Origin of the sequence: Pumilibacter intestinalis, assembly GCF_943193005.1 — a bacterium.
Lineage (GTDB): Bacteria > Bacillota > Clostridia > Christensenellales > Pumilibacteraceae > Pumilibacter > Pumilibacter intestinalis.
The window spans coordinates 1-19,612 of record NZ_CALPCH010000010.1 but is presented as its reverse complement, the minus strand read 5'-3'; the positions used below and the strand labels follow the sequence as shown (position 1 = coordinate 19,612).

The following is a 19,612-nucleotide window of genomic DNA, read 5'->3' as shown; positions in this document are numbered from 1 at the left end:
GGTACAATATAATGAAAATACTTTCGGAGGCGCAGTGCGTTGAACATAACTCGAAAAATAATAAAAGCGCATCTCGTAAGCGGCGAGATGAAAGCGGGAAGCGAGATAGGCATAAAGATAGACCAAACTCTCACGCAAGACTCCACTGGCACTATGGCTTATTTGCAATTCGAGAGCATGGGCATAGACAAGGTGAAAACCGAACTCAGCGTGGCGTATATAGACCACAACACTTTGCAGTCGGGGTTCGAGAACGCCGACGACCATGCGTACATACAGTCGGTTGCGTTAAAGCACGGCATACGCGTATCAAAGCCGGGCAACGGCATTTGTCATCAGGTGCATCTCGAGCGGTTTTCGCGCCCCGGCAAAACTCTTATAGGGTCGGACAGTCATACCCCCACATGCGGCGGCATGGGAATGCTTGCCATAGGCGCGGGCGGGCTTGACGTTGCGCTCGCCATGGGCGGTGCGCCGCTGTATCTCACAATGCCCAAAGTGGTTAAAGTGGAGCTTAAAGGCAAGCTGGGGCACAACGCCGCCGCCAAAGATATCATACTCGAAGTGCTTCGCTTGCTCACCGTTAAGGGCGGAGTGGGCAAGGTAATGGAATATTGCGGCGAGGGGGTAAAAGCTCTTTCCGTGCCCGAGAGAGCCACTATAGCCAACATGGGCGCGGAACTCGGCGCAACAGCTTCGGTGTTTCCCGCCGACGAAACCACCCGCGCGTTTTTGAAAGCGCAGGGCAGAGAGCAAGATTTTTCGCCGCTCGTTGCCGACGAAAACGCCGAGTACGACGAAAGCGTGGTAATAGACCTTTCGGCTCTGCGCCCGCTTGCGGCGTGCCCGCACAGCCCCGACAACATAAAAGCGGTTTCGGAACTTACCGATATAGCGGTGGACCAAGTTTGCATAGGCAGCTGCACAAATTCGAGCCTTGCCGATATGCTCAAAGTGGCGGCAATACTAAAGGGCAAAACTGTTGCGCCGAGCGTGAGTTTAACGGTGAGCCCCGGCTCGCGACAGGTGCTCGCAATGCTCTGCAAGTGCGGCGCGCTTGCCGATATAATAGCGGCGGGAGCGCGTGTGCTCGAGTGCGCCTGCGGTCCTTGCATAGGCATGGGACAATCGCCCAAGACGAACGCGGTGAGCGTGCGCACCTTTAACCGCAATTTCTACGCTCGCAGCGGAACGGCTTCGGCAAACGTGTATTTGGTAAGCCCCGAAACGGCGGCGTACACCGCGCTTTACGGCAAGTTTACCGACCCCGCCGAGTTCGACGAGGTGAAGATACGGCTTCCCGACCGTTTCGAAATCAACGACAATCTCATTTTGCGCCCCGAAGATTTTCCGAATACGGAGATTGTGCGCGGACCCAACATAAAGCCTTTTCCCAAAACGCACAAGCTCGAAAAAAACATTTCGGGCAAAACGCTTATTGTGTGCGAGGACAACGTTACAACCGACCACATCATGCCGAGCAACAGCAAGTTGTTGCCGTACCGCTCCAACATTCCGTATCTTGCCGATTTCTGCTTAAATCCCGTAGACGCGGAGTTTTCCGCCCGAGCTAAAAAGAACGGCGGCGGATTTATAGTTGCGGGGCAAAACTACGGGCAGGGCAGCAGCAGAGAGCATGCCGCGCTCGTGCCGCTCTATCTCGGAATTAAGGCGGTGCTCGCCGTGTCGTTCGCGCGTATTCACCAAAGCAATCTCATAAACAACGGCATTATGCCGCTTGTGTTTGAAAATCCCCGAGACAAAGACAAAATAAGCGAGGGCGACGAGCTGTTTATAGCCGACGCGCCCGCCGAAATCAAAAAGGGCGATACGGTAACGGTTACGAATAAGACCACGGGCGATATTATAAAAACCAAGCTCGAATTGAGCGAGCGGCTCAAAAAAGTTATGCTCGCCGGCGGAGTCCTCGCAAGTATACTTTAGCTCGTCATTGCGAGGGCACTTGTGCCCGAAGCAATCCCATACATGAGAAACCACATAATCTAAAAGGGGTAAATCCATGAACAAACTTTACTCGAGCATACTCTCGATACTCAAAGAGGACGGGCGCACGCCCGCGAGCACAATCGCCGTAATGCTGAATAAGCCCGAAAGCGAAATAAAGAAAGCTATAGCCGATATGGAAAAGAGCGGCGTTATAGCCAAATACACCGTGCTCGTAAACGAGGATAAGCTCGGCGACGACGGCGTGCAGGCTTTAATAGAGGTTAAAGTAAGTCCGCAGTTTTCGCACGGGTTCGACAGCATAGCCGAAGATATCTATCAATTCGACGAGGTGAAAAGCGTGTATCTCATGTCGGGCGCGTACGACCTCGCCGTGTTTATAGAGGGCAAAACCTTGCGAGAGGTTGCGGGCTTTGTGAGCGAAAAACTGTCGGTAATGGATAAGGTGCTTTCCACCGCCACGCACTTTATACTCAAAAAGTACAAAGCCGAGGGCGTGGTGCTCCAAGACGAAAAGCAAAAGCGTCTTGCCGTAAATCCGTGAGTGAGAAAGTTATGGACTATTCGCAAATACTCGGCAAGACCGCGCAAAAGATACCGCCGAGCGGCATAAGAAAGTTTTTCAGCGTGGTGGAGGATATACCCGACGCCATATCTTTGGGCGTGGGCGAGCCCGATTTCGTAACGCCGTGGGAAATACGCGACGCCGCCATAAAGTCGGTGCAAAAAGGTTACACCGCATACACCTCCAACAGCGGACTCAAACCGTTGCGCGACGGAATAAGCGACTATCTTTCGTCGCGGTTCGGCGTGCGCTGCGACTCGGCGGATATCATAGTTACCATAGGGGCGAGCGAAGCCATAGACGTAACGCTTCGCGCACTTTTGGACGCGGGCGACGAGGTGATTGTGCCCGACCCGTCGTTTGTGAGCTACAGCCCCGTGATTACGCTTGCGGGCGGGGTTGCCGTGCCGCTTGCGTGCCGAGCCGAAAACGGTTTCAAGCCCACTGCGGAGGAGCTCGAAAGGGCGGTGACCGAGCGCACAAAGGCGGTGATACTGCCTTTTCCCAATAACCCCACGGGAACGGTGCTCGATAAAGGCGAGCTTAACGCGCTGTGTAACGTGATAAAAAAGCACAATTTAATTGCGGTGTCGGACGAGATTTACGCCGAACTGACCTACTCGGGAAAGCACGTATCGGCGGCGGCTATAGAGGGCATGCAAGAGCGCACGGTGCTTATATCGGGTTTTAGCAAGGCTTTTGCGATGACGGGTTGGCGCATAGGATACGTTTGCGCTCCGCGCGAAATAATATCGGTAATGCTCAAAATTCATCAGTACGCCATAATGTGCGCACCCACCGCGGCTCAGTACGCCGCTCTCGCCGCCCTCACTACGGGCAAGGCGAACGGCTATGCGGCAGTGGAGGAGATGAAAGAAAAGTACGATATGCGCCGCAGGTATATAGTAAACGAGCTTAATTCCATGGGGCTCGCGTGCCCCGACCCCGCGGGCGCGTTTTACGCTTTCCCCTCGGTGCGCTCGCTCGGCATAACGGGCGAGGAGTTTGCCGAAAAACTGCTTAAAAGCAAGCACGTTGCGGTTGTGCCGGGCGACGCGTTCGGCGCGGCGGGCAAGTATCACGTGCGCATGAGCTACGCCACCGGCATGAACAGCTTACGCGAGGCACTTAAAAGAATAAGGGAATTTGTAGGCGTGGCAACGAAGCAATCTCACACGTGAGAAAAATAAATTTGACAATCGCGGCGCGGTGGTATATAATATAAGTTGCGTATCGAAATACGTAAAATAAGGAGTAATGTGATAATGGCAGAAACGATTTTCATGACCGCAGAGGGTAAAAAACAGCTCGAAGAAAGGCTCAAAGACCTCAAAGTTAACGGCAGAGCCGAAATGGCGGAAAAAATCCGCGTAGCGCGTGAGTTCGGAGACCTTTCCGAAAACGCCGAATACGACATAGCCAAAGACGAGCAAGCCAAGATGGAAGCCGAAATAATCGAAATCGAGGCGAAGCTCAGAAACGTACAGATTATAGACGAGAAAGTAAAGGGCGACAAAGCGGACGTAGGAAGCAAAATAGAGATAAAAGACGTTAAGTCGGGCATGACTTTCGAGTACACCATAGTGGGCACGCACGAAAGCAACCCCATGGAAGGGCGCATATCCAACGAGTCGCCCATAGGCAAAGCGGTTATAGGCAAGCGCAAAGGCGACGAAGCCGTGGTAAAAGCTCCCATGGGCGATGCCGTTTATAAAATAATCGATATAAAGTAACTTAAGCGTAGATAAAAAATGGAAAACGAAATTCTCACCGAAGAAAATTACAACGAAATAGTCAAGGCTCGCCGCGATAAGCTCAAAACGCTCTGCGAGAACGGCAAAGACCCGTTCGAAAAGGTGCGCTACGATTTTAACGCGTACTCGCAAGACGTAACGCAAAATTTCCAAGATTACGACGGCAAAACGGTAAAACTTGCGGGGCGTATTCTCTCTAAGCGCGTTATGGGCAAGGCGAGTTTTGCCCACCTGCTCGACGGCAAAGGCAAAATTCAGTTATACGTGCGTGTGGACGAGCTGGGCGCGGAAAGTTACGACGAGTTCAAAAAGTGCGATATAGGCGATATATTCGGCGCGGAAGGCGAAGTGTTCATGACGCACAAGGGCGAAGTGAGCGTTAAAGTCAAGAGCATGGAACTGCTCTCGAAGTCGCTTTTGCCGCTTCCCGAAAAGTTCCACGGACTCAAAGACAACGACTTGAGATACCGTCAGCGTTACGTTGACTTGATAGTAAACCCCGAGGTTAAAGAGGTGTTTGTAAACCGCGGCAAGATAATTTCCGCGGTGCGCCGCACTCTCGACGAACGCGGTTTTACCGAGGTTGAAACGCCCATATTAAACACAATAGCGGGCGGCGCGTCGGCTCGTCCGTTTATAACTCATCACAACACCCTCGACCTCGATATGTATATGCGTATCGCGCCCGAACTCTATCTCAAGCGGCTCATAGTGGGCGGGTTCGACAGGGTGTATGAAATAGGGCGCATGTTCCGCAACGAGGGCATGGACGTAAAGCACAATCCCGAATTTACCATGATGGAGCTTTATCAGTCTTTCGCCGATTACACCGATATGATGGATATTACCGAAAGCGTATTTTCGGCGGCGGCTGCGGCTGTGGGCAAGAGCGGCGTAATAAACTATCAAGGAACGGATATAAATCTTTCCGCGCCTTGGGAACGGCTCACCATGATACAGGCGGTGAAGAAATATACGGGGCTCGATTTCGATACTCTCGATAACGATACCGCGGCTGCCGCGGCTAAAAAAATCGGCGTGCAGATAGACCCCAAAAAGTCTGCGTGGGGGCATGTTTTATACGAAACGTTCGACCAGCTTGTGGAAAGTAAGCTCATTCAGCCCGTGTTCATTACCGACTATCCCGTTGAGGTAAGCCCGCTTGCCAAGCGTATTCCGTCCGACCCGCGCTTAACTTACCGTTTCGAGTTCTTCATTTACGCGCGAGAAATGGGCAACGCCTACAGCGAGCTCAACGACCCCATAGACCAAAAGGAGCGTTTCAACGCCCAAATGGCACTGAAAGCGAGCGGCGACGAAGAAGCCCAACAAAACGACGACGATTTTGTAACAGCCCTCGAATACGGCATGCCGCCCACCGGCGGACTCGGCATAGGCATAGACCGCATGATAATGCTTCTGTGCGACTGCGCGTCTATCAGGGATGTGATACTGTTTCCCACGATGAAACCCCGCGTATAGCGGCGGCATATCCGAGCACATATACGCGCTACGTTTGCCGCGCCCACTCGGTTACGTATTAGGGTATACGCGCCCTCGTGTGCGCGGCAACTGTTGCGCGTCTCTGCACTCGTCTCTGCCGCCTACGGCGGTTTGGTATACCCGTCATTGCGAGGGCACGCAGTGCCCGCGGCAATCCCCTGCATGCGAGTACTTTATACCGTCATTGCGAGGAGGGCGTAAGCCCGACGCGGCAATCCCCTGCATGAGAAACTGTGCCGACTTTACATTATCGGCAAAAGGAATTATGGATAACAAGATTACGAAAAAGAGAATAAACGACCACCTCGAGTATGATTGGTACAAGTATCTTATAATCATAATTGCATGTATAGTTTTGGTTGTTTTCGTTTTTTCGCAGATAAACAGTACGCGCGATTACGAAGACGTGCAGTTTTTCGTATCTTGCTATAAGAGCAGTAACGACAGTTTTGCCGCTTCCGCAAAATCGGATATGAACAATGCGGATAAGTATAGCGAAAAAACATACGGCGAAAACGTGCTGCTTGAAATAAACATGGAGTATCAAGACCCGCTCGGCTCGGAATACGGCACGCTATTGCAAACTCACGGCATGATAACGAGCGACGTGCTCATAGTGGGCAAGAGTCTGCTCGAACAGGGCGGCGCAACGGCTTACGTGGAACTTACCGACGAACTTTTGAACGATTACCTGTTGCCCAAAGACGCGAGGGGCAAAGACGGCAACGTGGGCTTTAAGCAAGACGACCTCGAGTATTACGTATCGGAGCACAACGGCAAACGCTACGGCATTAAAGTGAGCGACTTCCACCGCATGACGGGCACTGGCGCGTACTTTACCATGGATTGGCGCGATATAAGCAGTTACAACGAAAAATACAAAGACCTCGAAGCCGAGCAGCAGCCCGACGACGAATTTTACCTCATCATAAATCCGTCGAGCGTGAACATAGGCAAGTTCGGCAAAGGAAAATCCAAAGACGGCAACGCGCAAGCCCTTTATCTCGTAAACCGTTTTATTGCTTACTACTGCTATCCTTACGGATTTTGAGATGGGGCGCATAGGCGAGAAGATACGCAAATATTCCGCGCTCGGGTTCGACCGCTATCACACGCCGGGGCACAAAGGCGAAAAGTGCGGCGGCGATATAACCGAGTTGGGGCTTTGCGGCGAAATATTTCCCGACGGAGTTATCGAGCTTGCCGAAGCCGATACGGCAAAACTGTACGGCGTGAAAAAAATTCGCTACCTCACCGGCGGCTCGAGCATGGGAATAAAAGCCGCGCTCGGCTGTTTTGCGGGTAAAAAGGTTGTGTATGCCGCGGGCGTGCACCGCGCGTTTACCGAAGCGTGCGAGCTTTGGGGCATTTGCGCCCTGCCTGCGAGCGGAGAGCAGTCGAGCGGGATTGTGTACACTTGCAACTGCGGCGAGTTGCCCGAGCCCATAACGGCGGATATCGCGCAAAACGCGCTCGACAACCACCCCGACGCGGCGGCTTTGTTTATAACCTCGCCCGACTATTTGGGCAGGACGGCGGATATCGCGGTGGCGGAGCTGTGCCAAAATAGGGGCGTTGCGCTCATTGTCGACTCCGCGCACGGAGCGCATTTCGCGTTCGCGCCCGACCTTAACGAATTTCGTTTCGATAACGTAGCCGATATGTGCAACATGAGCGCGCACAAAACGCTGGGCGCGTATACGCAGTCGGCTTTACTCGCGCTCAACAACGAAGAGTATTTCGCAAAAGCGGAACGCAATCTCGAACTGCTCGGCACGACGAGTCCCAACTACGTTATGTTTGCCGCTCTCGAAGACGGCGTTTGCGAGGCGGCGGCGAACCGTGCGGACTACGAGCGATTAAGAGAGTTTGCGGCAAAGATGCGCGGCGTTGCCGATTGCGTGAAAAACAGCGATTACACCCGACTGTGCGTTCGCAAGCGCGGCTTGACGGGCGGCGAGCTGTTTGCGAAATTTGTCGAAAAAAGGATAATGCCCGAAACCGCGATAGGCGACTTAGCGGTGTTCATACTCACGCCGCACGACGGGCGGGACAAGCTCGAAAGGCTGTATGCGGCGGCAAAAAACATAATGTAGGAAATACCCAAATTGAGTAACGGCGATAAAAAAGGAAAATTCGTAACGATAGAGGGCTGCGAGGGAGTGGGCAAAAGCACTCAACTGCGGCTCTTAAAGGAGTATTGCGAGCGGCAGGGCATAAACGCTTTGTTTACTCGCGAGCCGGGCGGTTGCGGCGTGAGCGAAAAAATCCGCTCGGTTATACTCGACCCCGAAAATTCGGAGATGACCGCCGTTACCGAGCTTTTGCTGTATTGCGCGGCGCGCAGTCAGCACACCCAAACGGTGATAAAGCCCGCCATAGAGAGCGGCAAAGTGGTTATATGCGACCGCTACTGCGACTCCACGGCGGCATATCAGGGGTACGCCCGCGGCATAGACTTAAACGTGGTTGACTCGCTCAACAAAGCGGCTATGTGCGGCGTGAAAATAGACTGCACCGTGTTTATGGACGTTCCGCCCGATAAAGGCTTTGCACGCAAGGGAGGTGTGGACGCGGGCGACAGGCTGGAGCGCGAGAACATGGACTTTCACCGCAAAGTGTACGAAGGCTTTAAGGAAATAGAGCGGCGGGAGAGCGAGCGTTTCGCTTCATTTACGGCGCAAGGCACGAAATTCGAAACTCACGAACTGATAGTAAAAGAACTGATTGCCCGCGGTATTTTTTAACGAACGGCTACACCGTCATTGCGAGCGTAGCAAACCCATACGGATACACCGTCATTGCGAGCGTAACAAACCCATACGGGTACCACCGTCATTGCGAGCGAGCTATGCGAGCGCGGCAATCCCAAACATGAGGAAGAAATAGTAACTTTACGTGTTCCATGCAAGAGATTGCCACGTCGGGCAAAGCCCTCCTCGCAATGACGGTATTACATGTCATTGCGAGCGTAGCGCGGCAATCCCAAACATGAGGAAGAAATCCCAAAAAACAGGAGAAACATTTGCAAAACAGGCACGTCGATTTAATATGCGAAACTCATGCGTTCGCCGAACTAAGCCGTGACGCGCGAGAGAACCTACTCAAGCACGCCTACGTTTTCGAGTCGGCGGATTTCGACGCGCTTTACACTCTTGCCGCGGCGTTCGTGTGCGTGTGCGAGTACGGCAAAGCCGACGAGTTGCACCTTAAGCGCGTTTTCGACGGGAGCTATCTCGATATAGTGAAACTGCCGCGAGCCGAAAAAAACGGCAAGATGGACGTGGAAGACGCAACCTATCTCACCGACACGGCATATTTCACGCCCACCGAGTTGAGCGTTAAATACTATATAGTGGCGGCGGAAGAACCGCTCAGCGAAGCGGTGCAAAACAAACTGCTTAAAACGCTCGAAGAACCGCCCGAGTCGTCGCGCTTTATAATATTTTCGCGCGGGGGCGATTTGTTGCCCACCGTTACGAGCAGGGCGAGCGTGGTGCGGCTCGAGGAGTTTTCGGTGGAGCGCATAGAACGCGCTCTCAAAGAAAACGGAGCAGACGACGTAACGGCTATAATGGCGGCGGCGCTCGGGCGCGGCAACATAGGGGCGGCGGAAAAGGCGGCGAAAGACGAGTTTACCCGCAACGCCTACGAGTGCGCAACCGACTTTTTGCTTAACGTAAAGCGTTCGCCGCAAATATTGCCCGCGGCAAGCAAGATGATTGCGCTCAAAGAGCGACTGCCGGCTGTGCTCGACTGTTTCGAGCTTGTGTTGCGCGATATAGCGGCGTATAATTCGGCGGGCGCGGAAGCTATAATATTAAAGCCCGCCGCTCGCGATATAATCGCGCTTTCTCGCGAGTTCGATACTCGCACGTGCATAAAGCTCATGCCGCTAATAGCGAGAGCGCGCAGTAGACTTAGGCTGTACGGCAACGCCGCAAGCATAATAGACCAATTGTTATTTTCGATTTTGGAGGTAAAGGCAAAATGCCCGAAATAGTGGGAATAAAATTCGATTTCAATCCCAAAGTATATTACTTTGCGCCCGGCGAGTTTGACGTAAAGTGCGGCGACTGCGTGGTGGTGGAAACGGGCGGCGGACCCAACTTCGGCACCGTTGCGCTCGAAAAGTGCGTGGTGGACGATAAAAAGATAGTGGGCAAATTAATGCCCGTTATTCGCGTAGCCACCAAAGAGGATACGGAAAAGCACAAAAAGCTGGTGGAAAAGCGCAACGCGGCGTATCCGCAGATAGCCGACAAAATTCGCGAGAGCGGACTCGAGATGAAGCTCGTGGGCGCGGAATACACCTTCGACGGAAGCAAGCTCATAGTATATTTCACCGCCGACGGCAGAGTGGATTTTCGCAATCTCGTGCGCGACCTCGCTTCGTCGTTCCACACCCGCATAGAGCTTAAACAAATCGGCGCGCGCGACGAGTGCCGCATGATGGGCGGTATCGCGCCGTGCGGCAGGGCGTGCTGTTGCAGCGACCACATGTCGGACTACGCGCGCGTGAGCATAAAAATGGCGAAAACGCAGAGTTTATCGCTCAATCCCGCCAAAATAAGCGGACTGTGCGGTCGGCTCATGTGTTGCCTTGCGTATGAAAACGAGTATTACGCCGAGGTGAACAAGGCTATGCCCAAGATAGGCGGCACGGTAACCGTGCCGAGCGGCGAGAGCGGAATTGTAACCGCAGTGAACCAACTCAAAAAGACGGTGCGCGTAAAAGTGGAGGACAAAAACAAAGACAGCATAACCGTTTCGGACTACGCGCTCGACGAAATAAAGTTCAAGCCCAAAAATCAACAGCCGCAAAAGGAAGCGGACGAGGACGAAACCGACGATATTTCAAAACTCGGCGACTCCGCGGAGTAAAATATGTACAATTTGATTTACAAATTTTAAGTAACGTGATATAATTTATATACGATAAACCTAAAAAGGAGTATTACTGTTATGGCAAGAGTTATCAGCGACGAATGCATCAAGTGCGGCGCGTGCGAAGGTACTTGTCCCGTGGGCGCAATCAGCGAAGGCACCGATAAGTTTGAGGTAAACGCCGACGAGTGCATCGACTGCGGCGCATGCGAAGGCGGCTGCCCCGTAGGCGCAATCAGCGAGAAGTAAGCATCGCCTTACCTGCGAACGAAAACCGCGAGTTAAACAGCCGCGGTTTTTTCTTTGGCAAAGGGGGGCATACGGCTGTATAATTATACCGTACACATCGCATACTATTTCGGTATGGAGGGTGTGCTATGGAATACGAAGCAATGGGAAAAACACGCAAACTCGTACTTGCGTGTTTTTTGTCGGCGGCGATAATCGCCGCAATATTCATGCTCGGCGCAAGCGGAACTAAAGCGCAAGCGGAAAACGTAATTTCCGAAGATTTTGTTTCGACTGCGGCTCGGGTGCAAAACGCAGAGTCCGAAGAACGGGCGGAAATTACCGTTTGGGTAGACGGAAGAAAGTACGTTTACCGCGACGAGCTTTTGCCTGCGCCCGACCACACGGTATACGAGCAAATCGAGCGGCGAAACATAAACGCGCCTTTATCCGAAAAGATACTTACGGTAGACAAATGCTTGGGCGCGGGCGCGAAGTGGCGGGAAGCCATGCGCTACGCGTTTCCGCTTTTGCCCGCGTTCGTGGATAAGATAAAGACCGAAACGGATACCGACGCGGTAAACAGCGAAATAAGATTTCGCCCCGATTCGTCGCCCATGTTTTCCATTTCCCGCTCGCGCGACGGCAAAACTTTGGACGAAAAGCGGCTGTATCAGGATATATATCTCGCGCTCAGAAAGGGCGCGATAGCGGCGGTAAACGCAGCGCCGCAGGTGCTAAAGCCCGAGATATCGGTGGAAGACAACATAAAACTCACCCGCAAAATCAGTTCGTTTTCCACCTCGTTCGCATCCTCTGGCGAGGGGCGCAAAAACAACATAAGGCTTGCTTTGGCTAAAATAAACGGCACGGTGATAGACGGCGGCGAAGAATTTTCTTTCAACGCCACGGTAGGACCTCGCACCGAAAAGAACGGATACTCGCTCGCAAAGATTATAGTGGGCGGCGAGTACGTGGAGGGCGTGGGCGGCGGCGTGTGTCAGGCGTCAACCACGGTGTACAACGCCGCGCTGTGCGCGGGCATGCGGGTAACCTGCGTGAGAAACCACACCATTCAGCCCTCTTACGTGCCGCCCTCGCTCGACGCCATGGTGAACTCGTCGTCGAGCGACTTGAAATTCGTTAACCCCTACCAAACGCCGGTGTTTATAAAGGCGGAGTGCTCGGGCGACACTGCGCGAGTAACCTTTTACGGCGCGGAACTGCCGCACGTGATAAAGACTTCTTCGCGGGTGATTAGCCGCACGCAAGTGCCGCCCGATAAAGAGATTACCGACGTTGAGCGCAAATTTGTGGGCGAAGACGCCGAGCCGGGCACAAAAGTGCGCGTTTCTTACGGGCACGCGGGTGTAAAGAGCGAAGCGTATCTGCGTTATTTCACCAAATCGGGCAAACTCATTAAAGAAGAAAAGATACGTTCCGACGGCTACGCTCAAACGCGCGGCGTTGTGGCTGTCGCGGGGTGACGAATTATGTCTTATACGGTCAAAGCGGTTTTAATAACCGGCTCTCCGAAATACAATAAGTTTTGTGAAAGGGAGGGCAATTATATGCTTAGAGAAGATTACGTTCGTTACGCCGCCGCAGTCCATATAGACGGAGCGAGGTTTTTGCGCGACACCGTTGCGGCAATGCTGCCGTGCTACGCCATGAACGCCTGCAAGTCCGCGTTCGGCGCGGCGAGTCTGCTCTCGCGTTGCGAGGCTGTAATGGACAAAGCCATAGGGCTATCCGTCGGACTTATGGAAAAGAACGGACTCACCAAATACACCGCGGTAATCGAGGCTCGCATGCGACTCATGGGCACGGAACTTAGCGGTGCGCTCACTCAAAAGCAAATAAACGCCGCCAGAGCTTCCGTTGTGCCGCCGGGAACGCGCGGCGACGTATACGACGGATTTGTATCGCTTTCATCCGAGGCGGAAAAAGCCGCCGCCGAGTGCGTGGCGGCGATAGACGAGAGCGTTGCGGCAATGCGCGAGGGGCGAGCGGCGTTTGCAGTGCCCGTAACCGTGCTGCTCTTTCTCAAGCGGCTGTGCGCCGACTACTCCGCGCTGTGTCGCAAACTCGCGGCGGGCGAGCGCGCCGAGTTTCTCAAGCGGCAGGACGAGTTCGACAAATGCTTGCGCGCGCTGTGCTATGCCGCCGCCACCGAGGGAGTGGAAGCCTCCTCGTCCGCCGACGCTCTTGCCGCTCTCTCGTCGAGCGGACTTATTCCGTCGCTTCCGCCCGTACTGTTCGATATACTGCTCCGCTATGAGGATTTACCCGTTGCGGGCGCGGATTGACCTATTTTGTTGACAAAAGCCCGCTGTAGTTATATAATAAGTAACATGAACGGTTTTGTTAATTTTACCATATCGGCGTGCGAGGGCGGTTTTAACTGGTACGGCTTTTTGATAGGCGGCGCAATGGTGGTTTGCATAGTGATTGCATACGTTATGGCAACCAAGCGCGGCTATTACAAAGACCTCGTGTTCGATATCTGCATTATATGTATACCGCTCGCCATAGTAGGCGCGCGGCTTTACTATATAATATTCGATATCATAGGCAATCCCAACCATACCGAATGGACATTCAAGCGCATTATAGGGCTTGAGAGCGGCGGCTTATCCGGTCTTGCCATATACGGCGGACTCATCGGCGCGGTGCTCGGCGGCGTTATAGTGCACTTTATAAAGCGCAAAAAAGACCCGCAAAACAAGGCGAACTTTTTGCAAATGGCGGATTTGGCTTTTACCGTGATAATACTCGGGCAGGTAATAGGCAGGTGGGGTAATTTCGCCAATCAGGAAGCGTTCGGCAATCCCGTAACAAATCCCTCTTTGCAGTGGTTTCCGTACGCGGTGTTCATAGACTCCGCGCACGCGGCGCGGCACGGCGTTGCGGCGGGTTACTATCAGGCAACGTTTTTTTACGAGTCCTTTCTCAATGCGATAGGTTTCGGGCTTTTGATGTGGATATACAACGGCAGGCGCAAGAGTTTCGACGGATTTTCGCTCAGCGTATATCTGATTTGGTACGGCGTTGTGCGTTTCTTCATAGAGGGCTTGCGGCAAGACAGTCTGTATCTCATTCCCGACACGTTGCGCGTAAGTCAGTTGCTTAGCGCGGTGCTGGTAATAGTGGGCGTAGCTATAATTCTCGCGCACATGTACCGAGCGCGGGCGGCGGGCAAAAAGCCGTTTATAATGGTAGATAAAGATAAACTTTCTTCCGAATATTACGGCTACGAGCAGAGCATACTCAGTCATCCCAACGTGTACGATAAGACCAAGAAAGAAAAGGGCTTTTTCGCAAAACTTTTCGCCAAGACCGAAGCCACGCCCGACCCCGAGGACGAGGAGCGGGAAGAGGGCGAGCCCGAGGAAGATTACGTTTCGGACGACGAACCCGAGCAATTCACGGTAACCGTGCCCGCGGGCGACGGCGAAGAGAGCGGCGAGGAAGAGAACGGCGGGCAAACCGACGAACAAGCTCTAAACAACGAGCGAGGAGAGCAATGAGCATGGATAACGAATTCGACGGAGTGGAAGAACTTTCGGGCGGCAAGCGGCTTGCTTGCAATCTCTTTGCGGCGGGCATAGTGCTTGCGGCGGGACTTTTTCTGCTGCTGTGCGGGATAGACGTGATACACGTTAAAGTATCGCGGGTTATAGTGGGAACGTTGCTCGCGGCGGCGGGGCTTATATTTTTTGTAAGCGCACTCATAAGCCGCAACAGCGTGTCGCTGTGGCTGTCGTTTTGCTTTTTCGTGCCCGCTCTCGTGGAACTGCTCGTGTGCGTTACGCCCGCGGGTTACAAAAACCTTTACCCGCTGTATATCGCCATACCCGCGGTGGCTTCGCTTTTCACTATGCTGTATACCCGCGAGTGGCTTGCGCACTTGTGGGTGATTGCGCTGTTCGGCGTGCCCGCGGCGATATTCGCGCTCGGAAACATAGACGGAGTGGGCTGGGCTGTGATACTGCCCGCGCTCGTGATTTATATAGGTTTTATTATGCTCGCGCTCGCGGTGCGGTCTAAAAGGAAGGATGAAGATGAAAACTGAAGCTCGCAATCTCACAATGATGACCGATTTGTATCAGCTCACAATGATGAACGGATACTTTCTCGACGGCACGTATAAAAACGAAGCCGTATTCGACCTGTTCTTTCGCAGCGGCGCACAGCTTAATTATGCGGTTGCGGCGGGACTCGAGCAGGCGGTGGACTACATAAAAAATCTGCGTTTCGACAAGGCGGACGTGGAGTATCTTTCGGGACTTAACATATTCGCGCCCGAGTTCATAAACTATTTGCGCGATTTCAAGTTCACGGGCGATATATACTCGGTGGAAGAGGGCGAAATAGTGTTTCCCGGCGAGCCGATAATGGTGGTGAAAGCTCCTCTTATAGAAGCGCAACTCATAGAAACCACCCTTCTCAACATAGTGAGTCACCAAACTCTCATTGCAACAAAGGCTTCGCGCATAGTTCTCGCCGCGGGCGATAAAACGGTGGTGGAATTCGGACTGCGCCGTGCGCAAGGACCGGACGCGGGCATATACGGGGCGCGAGCGAGCATAATAGGCGGGTGCAAGGGCACGAGCAACGTGCTTGCCGGTCAGATGTTCAAAATAGACGTTAAGGGAACGCACTCGCACAGCTGGGTAATGAGTTATCCGAGCGAGCTCGAAGCGTTCAGAGCGTTCGCTAAAATTTATCCCGACAACTGCCTGTTGCTCGTTGACACATTCGACACTCTCAAGTCGGGCGTGCCCAACGCGATTAAGGTGTTCGGAGAATTGCGAGCCGCGGGGCATAAACCGGTGGGCATCAGGCTCGACAGCGGCGACTTGGCGTATCTCAGCAAAAAGGCGAGAATAATGCTCGACGAAGCGGGATTTTCGGACGCCATAATATTCGCGAGCAACGATATAGACGAAAATCTGATAAGTCAGTTAAGGCTGCAGGACGCGAAAATAAACGTGTACGGCGTAGGAACAAAACTCATTACGAGTCACGATATGCCCAGCCTCGGCGGGGTGTACAAGCTCGCCGAAATAGAGCGCGGCGGCGTGCGCTATCCGCGCATGAAATTCAGCGATTCCACCGAGAAAACCACAAATCCGGGCTTTAAGACGGTGTACCGCATTTACGAGAAGGGGAGCGGCAAGGCGTTTGCCGACCTAATAGCGCTGTGCGACGAACAGCCGCTCGTAAAGCCGCTCACGCTCACCCATGCGGTAGACAGGTGGAAACAAACCACGCTTACCGATTACGACGCGAGAAAACTGCACAAGCAAATATTCCGCAGGGGCGAACTCGTATACGCCTGCCCGCCGCTTTCGGACTCGGTGAAATTCTCCGCCGACGAGCTCGGCAGGTTTTGGGACGAGTACAAGCGGCTAAGCAATCCGCACATATATAAAGTGGATTTGTCGGATAAGTTGTACGCGCTCAAACTCGAGCTTTTGGGGGCGAAAAAATAGATATGGGATTTTCGATAACCAAGAAAGGCTATTCGCCCGCGGAGGTAGACGAATACATAGCCGCCGTAAAGCGCGAATACGAGAGCACCATAGTTAAACAGCGCGACAGAATTCAAAGCATGCTCGAGGAAAAGGAAGCCGCCGACAAGGAGCTTAAGGCGTATCGCGAGAAGAGCAGTCAAATAAGCAAAGCCATAGTTTCGGCGGTGGCGAAAGCCGAGGAGATAGAGCGGCTCAGTCACCTCAAGTACAGCCAAGAGATAACGAGGCTTAAGGCGTTTCACGAAAAGTGGACCAAGTATTACGATAAAATTCTCGACGAGTACCCGCTCGACTCGCGGCTCGCCGCGGTGGGCGAATTCAATCGCCGCATGGATAAAATACTGTCGAGCGTGGGCTACGAAGACGACTCCGCCGCAACGGCAAAGCAGGGCGGGCAAGACGACGTGCGCATAGGCTACATAAGCGTAAAGGCGGACGAGCCCGAGCACGACACCACCATAAACGACTTGCTCCCCGGCGCAGACCCCTCGTCGCCCGTGATAACGGGTAATTTCGACCCCATGGAGCGCATAGGCAAATACTTTGCCGCCGAGAAAGAAAAGCAGGAAAAGGAGCGTGCCGCAAAGGAGCGTACCGCCGCCGTAAACGCGGTTGCCGCCACCGTTGCCCGTTCCGAGCAATCGGAGCAAAAGGACTACGCGGACCGCAGTCCGTCGGGCTTTTCGTTCGAAGAAGCTCTCAATCCCACCGAAGACCTCGAAGACATTTTGAAAGACCTCGGGCTGTTTTCTTGCGAATAGCGGGCAGGGGCTTTACATGTCATTGCGAGCGGCATAGCCGCGCGGCAATCTCAGCCGAGAGAAAGGCGCAGTGACTTTACTTGTTCCATGCAGGGGATTGCCACGTCGTCCTGCGGACTCCTCGCAATGACGGCATCACCCAACATGTCATTGCGAGGCACGTAGTGCCGTGGCAATCCCCTGCATGAGAAACCCCGAATTTCCTCCCATAAAATTCCAACAAAAAACTTTGCGCCAAACGTTTGACGAACGCATACATTCGTGTTAAAATGGCTGTAATTCCGAAATACAGTCTATGCGGGTGCATTCGATTATGCAGAAAAAAGACAACAAACCTCCGGCGGGAGTCGGAGAAAGCGCGGCAACGCGAAAGCGGCACGAGAAGAATAAAATTCCCGACTACGAAAATCTTTTCGCAGGCGGGAGCGGCGGTAAAGGCGACAGCGGTTTTATGATGCGGGTATTCCGCAAAGACCGGTGGCGCCTTTTGTACTCCACGCTCCTCAACCTGTTGCAGTCGTTGCCCGTTTGGGTTATGCCGCTTATCACGAGCGACGTTATAGACACCGTTACTACACGCCCCGACGGGTTTGTGTTGCGACTCGTTATAGACGCTCTGCTGTTCGCCGTGGTGCTTGTGCAAAACATTCCGTCTACAATGTGGCGGTCGAGAGTAATGAACACCATGATACGCAACACAACGGCGGGTATTCGCAGCAGCGTTATAAGAAAGTTGCAGCGGCTTTCCATTACCTACCACAGGGAAATGGAGAGCGGCAAAATTCAGTCTAAGCTGTTGCGCGATATAGACAACGTAGACAATTATTACCGCAACGTAGTGCAGGTGGTAATTCCCGCCGTGATGAGCGTGGCGGTGTCTACCGGCATATCTCTATACAGCAGTTTGATAGTAACGCTGTTTTTCGTGGCTATAGTGCCGCTCAACGTGTTGCTCGCCGTGCTGTTTCGCAAGCGCATACGCCGCAAAAACCGCGATTTCCGCAAAGAGAACGAGCAGATGTCGGGCAAGATGACAACCATGCTCCAAATGCTCACTCTCACAAAGGCGCACGGCTTGGAACAGGAAGAAGAGCGTTCCATGAACACGGGTATTCAAAACGTAACGCAGGCGGGCTTGCGGCTCGACCGCACCAACGCGGCGTTCGGCGCGTCGGCGTGGGTAATGGGCAATCTGTTGAGCGGAGTGTGCCTGTTCTTCTGCGTGTTCTTGGCAATAAAAGGCTACATATCGCTCGGCGAAATCGTGCTCTTTCAGTCCATGTTCGGCTCGATAAACGGCAACGTGCTTACTCTCGTAAACTGTTTCCCCGCGCTCGCAACGGGGCGGGAGTCGGTGCGCTCGCTTTCCGAAATCATGCGCGCCGAAGATATGGAAGGCGCGGGCGGCGGCAAGGAGATAGAAGTGGTGGGCAACGTGGATTTCGACTGCGTTTCTTACCGCTACCCCGACGGCGACAAAGACGTTATAAAAAATCTCGACTTGCACGTGAACGCGGGCGAATGTATCGCGTTCGTAGGCTCGTCGGGCTCGGGCAAGAGCACCGTGATAAATCTTATCATAGGGCTTTTAGACCCCACGCAGGGATGCGTGCGCATAGACGGAACTCCGCTTACCGAAATGTCGCGAGCGGCGTTTAGGCGGCATTTGTCGGTAGTGCCGCAAAACAGCATTTTGTTTTCGGGCAGCATACGCGAAAACATTACCTACGGTTTGTCGCATTACAGTGAAGAAGATTTGTTGAACGCCGTGGCAAACGCCGATATTCCCGAGTTTTTGCCGCTGCTTCCCAACGGACTCGACACTCAGGTGGGCGAGCACGGCGACAAACTTTCGGGCGGACAAAAACAGCGCATTTGCATAGCCCGCGCTTTAATTCGCCGTCCCAAAATTCTCATTATGGACGAAGCCACGAGCGCACTCGACAACGTAGCCGAATACCACGTTCAAAAGGCGATAGAGAAGATGAGCAAGCAGGGCACAACCTTTATAGTGGCGCACAGATTATCCACGATTCGCCACGCCGACCGCATAGTGGTTATGGAAAACGGCGAGGCGGTTGAAATAGGCACGTTCGATGAACTCATGGCTCTCGGCGGCAAATTCGCCGAGCTCGAAAAGCTGAGCCACGTGCACGAAGAAGACGCCGCGTAAGTTTCCTCAAAAACAAAAATAAAATGTAATATTTCTACAAAAAAACAGTTGACAAAAAGGAAGATATATGGTAATCTATATAAGCTGTCCGCTTGAAGACGGCACGAGCGCACATTGAAAGCGAAATAGAAAAGAAAGCAAATTGAATAAAACACAAACAAAAAAGTAGAACAACAGTCAATTTGGAATTGAAACAGTCAGAGATTGTTTTGAGGAAGAGTCAAATGGTATTTACA

General features: G+C 53.1%; 18 protein-coding genes. All 18 read left to right on the top strand.

The window, feature by feature from the left end:
- Positions 1 to 39: 39 nt before the first annotated feature.
- Positions 40 to 1,944 (top strand): aconitate hydratase, encoded by a 1,905-nt coding sequence (locus NFR55_RS06205; protein ID WP_275556916.1) that lies wholly within the window; start codon positions 40 to 42, stop codon positions 1,942 to 1,944.
- A 76-nt stretch (positions 1,945 to 2,020) separates the two neighbouring features.
- Positions 2,021 to 2,509 carry an Lrp/AsnC family transcriptional regulator gene (locus NFR55_RS06200; RefSeq protein ID WP_251547355.1) on the top strand — a complete coding sequence of 163 codons (489 nt, stop codon included), beginning with the start codon at positions 2,021 to 2,023 and terminating at the stop codon, positions 2,507 to 2,509.
- Positions 2,506 to 3,711 carry an aminotransferase class I/II-fold pyridoxal phosphate-dependent enzyme gene (locus NFR55_RS06195; RefSeq protein ID WP_338052318.1) on the top strand — a complete coding sequence of 402 codons (1,206 nt, stop codon included), beginning with the start codon at positions 2,506 to 2,508 and terminating at the stop codon, positions 3,709 to 3,711. Before NFR55_RS06200 ends, NFR55_RS06195 begins: the two co-directional genes overlap by 4 nt.
- Positions 3,712 to 3,795: 84 nt before the next feature.
- Positions 3,796 to 4,263, top strand: a complete 468-nt coding sequence (greA, locus tag NFR55_RS06190; protein WP_251547353.1) for a transcription elongation factor GreA — start codon at positions 3,796 to 3,798, stop codon at positions 4,261 to 4,263.
- Between the two features lie 18 nt (positions 4,264 to 4,281).
- Positions 4,282 to 5,766 carry a lysine--tRNA ligase gene (gene lysS, locus NFR55_RS06185; RefSeq protein WP_251547351.1) on the top strand — a complete coding sequence of 495 codons (1,485 nt, stop codon included), beginning with the start codon at positions 4,282 to 4,284 and terminating at the stop codon, positions 5,764 to 5,766.
- A 286-nt stretch (positions 5,767 to 6,052) separates the two neighbouring features.
- Positions 6,053 to 6,838 carry a hypothetical protein gene (locus tag NFR55_RS06180; protein ID WP_251547349.1) on the top strand — a complete coding sequence of 262 codons (786 nt, stop codon included), beginning with the start codon at positions 6,053 to 6,055 and terminating at the stop codon, positions 6,836 to 6,838.
- Complete coding sequence (locus NFR55_RS06175) at positions 6,807 to 7,883, top strand: aminotransferase class I/II-fold pyridoxal phosphate-dependent enzyme (protein WP_251547347.1); 1,077 nt, start codon at positions 6,807 to 6,809, stop codon at positions 7,881 to 7,883. The genes NFR55_RS06180 and NFR55_RS06175 overlap by 32 nt, the downstream gene beginning before the upstream one ends.
- A 12-nt stretch (positions 7,884 to 7,895) precedes the next feature.
- On the top strand, positions 7,896 to 8,534 hold the full coding sequence (gene tmk, locus NFR55_RS06170; protein WP_251547345.1) for a dTMP kinase: 639 nt from the start codon (positions 7,896 to 7,898) through the stop codon (positions 8,532 to 8,534).
- A 278-nt stretch (positions 8,535 to 8,812) separates the two neighbouring features.
- Positions 8,813 to 9,790, top strand: coding sequence for a hypothetical protein (locus tag NFR55_RS06165; protein WP_251547343.1), 978 nt, complete (start codon positions 8,813 to 8,815; stop codon positions 9,788 to 9,790).
- Positions 9,778 to 10,671, top strand: a complete 894-nt coding sequence (locus tag NFR55_RS06160; protein ID WP_251547341.1) for a PSP1 domain-containing protein — start codon at positions 9,778 to 9,780, stop codon at positions 10,669 to 10,671. The genes NFR55_RS06165 and NFR55_RS06160 overlap by 13 nt, the downstream gene beginning before the upstream one ends.
- Before the next feature lie 81 nt (positions 10,672 to 10,752).
- Positions 10,753 to 10,923 carry a DUF362 domain-containing protein gene (locus NFR55_RS06155; RefSeq protein WP_251547339.1) on the top strand — a complete coding sequence of 57 codons (171 nt, stop codon included), beginning with the start codon at positions 10,753 to 10,755 and terminating at the stop codon, positions 10,921 to 10,923.
- Positions 10,924 to 11,051: 128 nt separating this feature from the next.
- The gene (locus tag NFR55_RS06150) at positions 11,052 to 12,389 is read left to right on the top strand and encodes a VanW family protein (RefSeq protein WP_251547337.1); all 1,338 of its coding nucleotides are present in this window, start codon (positions 11,052 to 11,054) and stop codon (positions 12,387 to 12,389) included.
- 84 nt (positions 12,390 to 12,473) lie between these two features.
- Positions 12,474 to 13,211 carry a hypothetical protein gene (locus NFR55_RS06145; RefSeq protein WP_251547335.1) on the top strand — a complete coding sequence of 246 codons (738 nt, stop codon included), beginning with the start codon at positions 12,474 to 12,476 and terminating at the stop codon, positions 13,209 to 13,211.
- Between the two features lie 45 nt (positions 13,212 to 13,256).
- Complete coding sequence (gene lgt / locus NFR55_RS06140; protein ID WP_251547333.1) at positions 13,257 to 14,432, top strand: prolipoprotein diacylglyceryl transferase; 1,176 nt, start codon at positions 13,257 to 13,259, stop codon at positions 14,430 to 14,432.
- A gap of 2 nt (positions 14,433 to 14,434) precedes the next feature.
- Positions 14,435 to 14,977 carry a hypothetical protein gene (locus NFR55_RS06135; protein ID WP_251547331.1) on the top strand — a complete coding sequence of 181 codons (543 nt, stop codon included), beginning with the start codon at positions 14,435 to 14,437 and terminating at the stop codon, positions 14,975 to 14,977.
- Positions 14,967 to 16,400: a nicotinate phosphoribosyltransferase gene (locus tag NFR55_RS06130; protein WP_251547329.1), complete on the top strand. Its 1,434-nt coding sequence runs from the start codon at positions 14,967 to 14,969 to the stop codon at positions 16,398 to 16,400. The genes NFR55_RS06135 and NFR55_RS06130 overlap by 11 nt, the downstream gene beginning before the upstream one ends.
- A 2-nt stretch (positions 16,401 to 16,402) precedes the next feature.
- A complete protein-coding gene (locus NFR55_RS06125) occupies positions 16,403 to 17,203 on the top strand; it encodes a DivIVA domain-containing protein (RefSeq protein ID WP_251547327.1) in 801 nt (266 codons plus the stop codon).
- A 313-nt stretch (positions 17,204 to 17,516) separates the two neighbouring features.
- Entirely contained in the window at positions 17,517 to 19,376 is a 1,860-nt protein-coding gene (locus NFR55_RS06120) for an ABC transporter ATP-binding protein (protein ID WP_251547326.1), read from the top strand.
- Positions 19,377 to 19,612: the final 236 nt, after the last annotated feature.

What these genes read in the sequence shown, in the direction of transcription:
- NFR55_RS06200 (WP_251547355.1), top strand. Translation starts at nt 2,021, where the DNA reads ATGAACAAACTTTACTCGAGCATACTCTCGATACTCAAAGAGGACGGG.
- greA (WP_251547353.1), top strand. Translation starts at nt 3,796, where the DNA reads ATGGCAGAAACGATTTTCATGACCGCAGAGGGTAAAAAACAGCTCGAA.
- lysS (WP_251547351.1), top strand. Translation starts at nt 4,282, where the DNA reads ATGGAAAACGAAATTCTCACCGAAGAAAATTACAACGAAATAGTCAAG.
- NFR55_RS06180 (WP_251547349.1), top strand. Translation starts at nt 6,053, where the DNA reads ATGGATAACAAGATTACGAAAAAGAGAATAAACGACCACCTCGAGTAT.
- NFR55_RS06160 (WP_251547341.1), top strand. Translation starts at nt 9,778, where the DNA reads ATGCCCGAAATAGTGGGAATAAAATTCGATTTCAATCCCAAAGTATAT.
- NFR55_RS06155 (WP_251547339.1), top strand. Translation starts at nt 10,753, where the DNA reads ATGGCAAGAGTTATCAGCGACGAATGCATCAAGTGCGGCGCGTGCGAA.
- NFR55_RS06150 (WP_251547337.1), top strand. Translation starts at nt 11,052, where the DNA reads ATGGAATACGAAGCAATGGGAAAAACACGCAAACTCGTACTTGCGTGT.
- NFR55_RS06145 (WP_251547335.1), top strand. Translation starts at nt 12,474, where the DNA reads ATGCTTAGAGAAGATTACGTTCGTTACGCCGCCGCAGTCCATATAGAC.
- lgt (WP_251547333.1), top strand. Translation starts at nt 13,257, where the DNA reads ATGAACGGTTTTGTTAATTTTACCATATCGGCGTGCGAGGGCGGTTTT.
- NFR55_RS06135 (WP_251547331.1), top strand. Translation starts at nt 14,435, where the DNA reads ATGGATAACGAATTCGACGGAGTGGAAGAACTTTCGGGCGGCAAGCGG.
- NFR55_RS06130 (WP_251547329.1), top strand. Translation starts at nt 14,967, where the DNA reads ATGAAAACTGAAGCTCGCAATCTCACAATGATGACCGATTTGTATCAG.
- NFR55_RS06125 (WP_251547327.1), top strand. Translation starts at nt 16,403, where the DNA reads ATGGGATTTTCGATAACCAAGAAAGGCTATTCGCCCGCGGAGGTAGAC.
- NFR55_RS06120 (WP_251547326.1), top strand. Translation starts at nt 17,517, where the DNA reads ATGCAGAAAAAAGACAACAAACCTCCGGCGGGAGTCGGAGAAAGCGCG.